Consider the following 6199-nt stretch of genomic DNA (forward strand, 5'->3'; position numbering starts at 1 on the left):
GGCGATGTCAAATCGCCACCAATTCTCGAATACCTTTTGCAGGCATTTCACAGCCTGCCCCTTGCGCAATCACTTGCCCACGGGCCATAACGGTATATGCATCGGCCAACTCCTCGGCAAAATCATAAAACTGCTCGACCAAAACCACCGCCATGTCGCCGCCATCCGCCAGTTTACGAATCACTCGGCCAATGTCTTTGATAATAGAAGGTTGAATGCCTTCTGTAGGCTCATCCAAAATTAACACCCGAGGCTCTGATGCTAAAGCACGCGCAATCGCCAGTTGCTGCTGCTGCCCCCCCGATAAATCCCCACCTCGGCGGTGCTTCATTTCATCTAAAATTGGGAAAATTTCATACAAATGCTCAGGCACTTTTCGAGTTTTCGCCCCCTTAAACTTGGCCATGCCAATCAGGATATTTTCTTCAACCGTTAAGGTTGAAAAAATATCACGCCCTTGCGGCACATAAGCCAAACCCGCACGCACGCGTTGCTCGGGACTCATTTTTGAGATGTCCTGACCATCAAGTAAAATCTGTCCGGACTTGATCGGTAAAATCCCCATTAAACATTTCAGTAAAGTCGTTTTCCCAACGCCATTCCGCCCCAGCACCACGGAGCACTCTCCTACAGGTGCTTGAAAGGAGACATCTCTTAAAATATGGCTGCCACCGTAAAACTGATTGACGTCTTTGACTTCTAACATGGTCGGCTCCTTAACGTCCTAAATATTTCTCAATCACATCTTCATTGGCCTGTACCTCAGCCAATGTACCTTCGGCTAAGATCGCCCCTTGAGCCAGTACCGTCACTTTTTCACTGATGGTGTCGATAAAGCTCATGTCATGTTCAACCACCACCAAGGTGTGATTTTTCTTCAGCTCTAAACATAGCTCAGCGGTTCGTTCCGTTTCGGCATCGGTCATACCGGCCACGGGTTCATCAAGTAGAATCAGCTTAGGGCGTTGCATAAGCAACATGCCGATTTCCAACCATTGCTTTTGTCCATGTGACAACAGTCCCGCTGGTTTATGTACCCATTCTTCTAGGCGAATTTGCGCCAATGACTCATCCAAAGCCAGCTGTGCGTCTGGATCTAGTTTGCTGAAGAAGCTTTTCTTCACCCGCTTATCTTTGGGTGCAGCGAGTAGCAAGTTTTCCATCACGCTAAAGTTTTCAAATACCGTTGGTTTTTGAAATTTACGCCCAATGCCTGCTTCCGCAATTTGCTCGGTACTCATCTTGGCCAAATCATAGTTTTGCCCAAAAAAAGCGGAGCCTTCAGTCGGTCGGGTTTTACCCGTAATTACATCCATCAGTGTGGTTTTACCTGCCCCATTGGGCCCAATAATGCAGCGTAGCTCCCCTTCTTGAATGTATAGAGACAGATCATTTAAGGCACGAAAGGCATCAAACCAAACACTGACTTTTTCCAAGTACAGTGCAATCCCATGGCTAAAGTCGGCACCTTGTTCTTTGGGACGTCCATAGCCGTCTGAAGCATGGCCACCATGAGGTTGTATTAGCTCACTCATTCGCTACGCTCCTTTTTAAAACGGTCAAATAGACCAATGACACCTTTGGGTAAGAAAATGGTGACCACAATAAATAGAGCACCCAAGATCAATAACCATGCTTCTGGATAAGCCACGGTGAAATAGGTTTTCACGCCATTAATTAACCCTGCACCCAAAATTGGACCAATCAAGGTACCACGCCCACCCGCAGCCACCCACACCGCCATTTCAATCGAATTGACGGGGTTCATTTCACTCGGGTTAATAATGCCAGCCTGAGGCACATACAAGGCTCCTGCAATACCTGCAATCACTGCGGACAGCACCCATGCAGAAAGCTTGTACCACAACGTGCGGTAACCCAAGTACTGCAAGCGGTTTTCACTATCCCGAATTGCCCCCAGCACACGACCGTAGGGTTTATTCATGAGATGACGCAGACCCACGAAGCACAGCATCAACACCAAAGCCGTTAAGGAACATAAGGTGGCACGCATAGGTGCAGAAGTGATATCCATGCCTAAAATAGTCTTAAAGCCTGTAAACCCATTGTTTCCGCCAAAGCCTGTTTCATTGCGGAAAAATAACAGTGCCGCAGCAAATGTCATGGCCTGCGTAATAATCGAGAAATACACGCCTTTAATTTTGGAGCGAAAGGCAAAGAAACCAAAGATGAAGGCCACCACACCGGGAACCAATACCACCAAGGCCAAAGCCCATAAGAAATGATTGCTGCCCACCCAATACCACGGTAGTTCAGTCCAGCTTAAAAAACGCATAAAGTCAGGCAGGCTGTCACCCGCTGTCTGACGCATCAGATACATACCAAACGCGTAGCCACCAAGCGCAAAGTACAAGCCATGGCCTAGGCTTAAAATGCCTGCATAACCCCAAACCAAGTCTAGTGCCAAAGCCACCAGAGCCAAGCACATGATTTTACCAATCAAGGTGACCCAATACGCAGAGAGATGAAAGGCTGAATCGACGGGTAACAAATGTAACCAAGGCAGGATCAACATCACCGTAAAGCAGACCGCAATAGCGAATGCACTATAAGGTTTATCGGAAAATAAAGAAGTGATTTTCATGCGCTTACTCCACAAAACGGCCTTTGATGGCAAACAAACCTTGTGGACGTTTTTGAATAAACAAAATCACAAGAACCAGTAGAATAATTTTTGCAAGAACAGCCCCCATCCCAATTTCAAGGACTGTACCGCTGATCCCTAAACCAAGCGCCGCCAATACCGCTCCCCAAACTTGCCCGACACCACCTACCACAACGACCAAGAAAGCATCGATAATATAGTTCTGACCCAAATCAGGCCCAACATTGCCCACCTGTGCTAAAGCACAGCCTGCTAGACCAGCCAGCCCAGAACCCAGCCCAAAGGCCAACATATCGATACGGCTAGAGCGAATACCGACAGCACGTGCCATTTGACGGTTTTGTGTCACTGCACGAACAAACAGACCAAAGCGGGTTTTATTAAGCAGGTGAACCAACAGCAGTAGCACCGCAACCGTAAACACAATAATGGCAATCCGGTTATACGGCAGCATTAAACTTGGACTCAGCGCAATACCGCCCGATAACCAAGAAATATTCGAGACTTCAACATTTTGTGCGCCAAAAATCATCCGCACCAATTGCATCAAAATCAGACTGACCCCAAAAGTGGCCAACAAGGTTTCTAGCTGACGACCGTAAAGTGGACGAATCACCGTCCGTTCAATCAACATGCCAATTAAGGCGCTCACCAAAAAGGCCGCAGGAATTGCAGCAATCAAATACCAATCGACATAGCTACCCAAGTAGGTCTTAAACAGGCTTTGCACCACATAGGTGGTATAGGCCCCAATCATAATCAACTCGCCATGCGCCATATTAATCACACCAAGCAGGCCATAGGTAATGGCCAAACCGAGCGCTGCTAGCAGTAAAATACTGGCCGTACTGAAACCTGAAAACACATGCCCTGCCCATTCACTGGCTTGGATGCGGGTTTTAATCTGACTTTTGGCATCTACCAACACAGCTTTGAGTTCGGGGTTCAAATTTGATTGAGTTAAAGCCTGCTCAACCAGTGCCAGCACCTCGGGACGGTTGGAATCGGTAAGGACTTTAGCAGCCTGAATTTGGACTAAAACATCTGGACTTTCAAAGTCGAGGCGCGCTTTGAGCTGTGCCAAGCGCTGTTTAACTTTATTATTTTGTTCATGCAGATAGAGCTGATTAATCTGCGCAACATTCAGCTCAGACAAATTATTTTCTAAAATATCAATGGCTGCTAAACGTTGGGCAGATTCTTCAGATTTTAATTTGGCCTGTGCCTGTCCAAAGTTTAAGGCTTTACGTAAGGTGTTGACCAAAGTGACCTGAGACAAATCCCCCGGCCAAGTTTCAATCACTTGCTCATCGAGATAACGCAATAATTTTTCATTATTTTTTAAAATATATGTCGTGCCTGCGCTGTCCCGATACAGCTCATCATTGTCGATCAGTGCCACCAATCGATCAAATTCTTCAATCGTCCCCGGCCATTGGTTGAGCATGGCACGGCGCTCAGCAAACTCAGCTTTGACAAAACGTTGAATCGTATCATTCGATGCTGATACGCTTTGGGTCTGAGCAGAAAGTTGAGCCTCTTCAGCCCAAATACTGCTACTCACGAGCTGTGCCATTACGCACAGCAGTGCGGCACAAAAAAAATTAAGATTCATAATATGACGTCCTTAAGCTTGTTTAAAACACCCCACATCGGGATGTGCTTACTGAAAAGCCCACAGCGATCGCAGCAGGCTCAATGCTTAAGAAAATTATTTAGGAATGTACGGACTCCAAGGTTCCGCCTTAATCACATTTGGTGTTTTATACACCACATCAAACTGACCATCACCACGAATTTCACCAATCATCACTGGTTTTTGTAGATGATGATTTTCAGCATCCATTTTTAAGGTATAGCCTGAAGGTGCTTTGAATTCTTGACCTGCCATCGCAACGCGAACTTTATCAACATCGGTACTGCCTGCCTTTTCAACCGCTTGCTTCCACATATTGATGCCCACATAGGTGGCTTCCATCGGGTCATTGGTCACGATTTTGTCTGCATTCGGCAGCTTATACTGCACTGCATACTGCTTCATTTTATTCACAAATTCAGTATTGGTCGGGTTTTTCACCGACATGAAATAGTTCCAAGCAGCCAAATGTCCAACCAATGGTTTGGTATCAATACCACGGAGTTCTTCTTCACCCACAGAGAAAGCCATGACTGGAATATCCGAAGCTTTAATGCCTTGGTTACCCAGCTCACGATAGAACGGTACGTTAGAATCGCCATTGATGGTTGAAATTACTGCAGTTTTCTTACCCGCAGCAAATTTCTTCACATTTCCAACAATGGTTTGATAGTTACTATGACCGAAGGGGGTGTACTCTTCCATGATGTCCGCATCGGCCACACCTTTGGACTTCAAGAACGCACGTAAAATTTTATTGGTGGTGCGTGGGTAGACATAGTCCGTACCGAGTAGAACAAAGCGCTCTGCTTTACCGCCCTCTTCGCTCATCAAATATTCCACCGCAGGAATCGCCTGTTGGTTCGGTGCGGCGCCTGTATAGAAAATATTTTTCGACTGTTCCTGCCCCTCATATTGCACTGGATAGAACAATAAACCATTCAACTCTTCTACCACAGGTAACACTGACTTACGCGATACCGATGTCCATGAACCAAAAATCACCGCGACTTTATCTTGGGTAATGAGTTGTCGTGCTTTTTCAGCAAATAAAGGCCAATCAGATGCTGGATCGACTACGACAGGTTCTAATTTTTTACCCAGCACCCCACCATTGGCATTAATTTCATTGATGGTCATCAAGGCCGTATCTTTGAGTGAGGTTTCAGAAATTGCCATGGTGCCTGAGAGCGAGTGCAAAATTCCGACTTTGATGGTGTCACCACTGCTCACTGCCGCTGTTGGCTCAGACGTTGCTGTTTCCGCTTTCTCCGCAGGTTTTGAACAACCTGTCAAAGCAATAGTCCCCATCATTGCAGTTGCAAGGAATGTTTTCGTGAGTAATTTTTGTTGGAACATCTTGATTTTCTCCAAACTTGAAACTTAGGGTGCATTTTGCAATGCATGATTGTTATTCGCGCTATGAGTGCCAATTCAATTTCTATGCCAAGCAGGGTTTTACTATATAAAAATCATTGTAAAAATTTTAATTATTTTAATATTTTTCAATCATTTATTTATTTTTAAATGCACTGTATTTTAGGTAGATTTTCGCCCAAATGGCTACTTTTTTGCATACAAACTTGTATACATCATTTGTTCCAAATCAATTCATTTCGCCTAATTCAATTGATTGACTGAAAAATTGTGCACAGATTAAGCGCAATCTTATGGCCCATCTGCGCAACAAAAAGCCCGCAATGTACGGGCTTTTTATTTTTAGATTAAAAGGGCTTTGTTGCACAAAGATTTGAAATGCAAAGCGCCCCTAATTGAGCCAAATTTAAGGCGTAACTTGGGTAAGTGGTCGACCTAATTCCGTAAATCTGTTAAGGACTGCTACACGTGCATGGATCTCATTCACTTGGCTATCAAAACTCCTTGCACTGAGTTTATCTCCTAATAATTTGATGCAATGCATCTTAGTTTCAACCAAA

The 6199-nt window shown here is 45.2% G+C and carries 5 protein-coding genes and 1 pseudogene; all 6 read right to left on the reverse strand.

Annotated features, from left to right (window positions below; genetic code table 11):
• Positions 1-7 precede the first annotated feature (7 nt).
• The gene (gene urtE, locus F986_RS02960) at positions 8-706 is read right to left on the reverse strand and encodes an urea ABC transporter ATP-binding subunit UrtE (RefSeq protein ID WP_004691766.1); all 699 of its coding nucleotides are present in this window, start codon (positions 704-706) and stop codon (positions 8-10) included.
• A 10-nt stretch (positions 707-716) separates the two neighbouring features.
• Complete coding sequence (urtD, locus tag F986_RS02965) at positions 717-1535, reverse strand: urea ABC transporter ATP-binding protein UrtD (RefSeq protein ID WP_004691767.1); 819 nt, start codon at positions 1533-1535, stop codon at positions 717-719.
• Complete coding sequence (gene urtC, locus F986_RS02970; protein WP_004691769.1) at positions 1532-2605, reverse strand: urea ABC transporter permease subunit UrtC; 1074 nt, start codon at positions 2603-2605, stop codon at positions 1532-1534. The genes urtD and urtC overlap by 4 nt, the downstream gene beginning before the upstream one ends.
• A 4-nt stretch (positions 2606-2609) precedes the next feature.
• Positions 2610-4241, reverse strand: coding sequence for an urea ABC transporter permease subunit UrtB (urtB, locus tag F986_RS02975; RefSeq protein ID WP_004691770.1), 1632 nt, complete (start codon positions 4239-4241; stop codon positions 2610-2612).
• Positions 4242-4337: 96 nt separating this feature from the next.
• The gene (gene urtA / locus F986_RS02980) at positions 4338-5621 is read right to left on the reverse strand and encodes an urea ABC transporter substrate-binding protein (RefSeq protein WP_004691771.1); all 1284 of its coding nucleotides are present in this window, start codon (positions 5619-5621) and stop codon (positions 4338-4340) included.
• A gap of 424 nt (positions 5622-6045) precedes the next feature.
• Positions 6046-6199, reverse strand: a pseudogene (locus F986_RS18180) (IS5/IS1182 family transposase); the annotation flags it as partial.

This window comes from Acinetobacter johnsonii CIP 64.6 (assembly GCF_000368045.1).
GTDB lineage: Bacteria > Pseudomonadota > Gammaproteobacteria > Pseudomonadales > Moraxellaceae > Acinetobacter > Acinetobacter johnsonii.

Coding starts and splice junctions, on each gene's coding strand:
- urtC (WP_004691769.1), bottom strand. CDS start 2,605: ATGAAAATCACTTCTTTATTTTCCGATAAACCTTATAGTGCATTCGCT.
- urtD (WP_004691767.1), bottom strand. CDS start 1,535: ATGAGTGAGCTAATACAACCTCATGGTGGCCATGCTTCAGACGGCTAT.
- urtB (WP_004691770.1), bottom strand. CDS start 4,241: ATGAATCTTAATTTTTTTTGTGCCGCACTGCTGTGCGTAATGGCACAG.
- urtA (WP_004691771.1), bottom strand. CDS start 5,621: ATGTTCCAACAAAAATTACTCACGAAAACATTCCTTGCAACTGCAATG.
- urtE (WP_004691766.1), bottom strand. CDS start 706: ATGTTAGAAGTCAAAGACGTCAATCAGTTTTACGGTGGCAGCCATATT.